The 390-nt window shown below is 63.1% G+C and carries 1 protein-coding gene; it reads left to right on the top strand.

Annotated features, from left to right (window positions below):
• The coding region (locus tag Q7A36_RS41065) for a transposase (protein WP_305109520.1) at positions 1-390 on the top strand (390 nt) is incomplete at both ends.

The following is a 390-nucleotide window of genomic DNA, read 5'->3' as shown; positions in this document are numbered from 1 at the left end:
TCGTCGCGTCGAAGCCTTGCTTGCCGAGCGGGAGGACCTGGCACCGATTGTTCAGCCCATGCTGGCAGCATGGCGAGGGGTGCGTTCGCAGATCGCAGCTTTTGACAAGGCGATACGGGCACTGGCGAGAGCAAGCCCGACGTGCCGCCTATTGATGAGCGTGCCCGGCATTGGGGTCGTGTCCGTCCTGTCCTATGTCAGCATGGTTGAGGACCCAGCACGCTTTACGAGGTCACGCTCAGTCGGCGCCCACATGGGATTGACGCCCAGGAAGTATCAGTCGGGTGACACCGACCGCAGCGGCAGGGTCTCGAAATGTGGCGACGTCCTTGCCCGCACTCTCCTGTATGAGGCGGCCGTTGTCATCCTGACGCGGGTCAAGCGCAGCTC

It is taken from the genome of Paracraurococcus lichenis, from assembly GCF_030657435.1.
GTDB classification, from domain to species: Bacteria; Pseudomonadota; Alphaproteobacteria; order Acetobacterales; family Acetobacteraceae; genus Paracraurococcus; species Paracraurococcus lichenis.
This window is presented reverse-complemented; position numbering and strand designations above follow the sequence as displayed.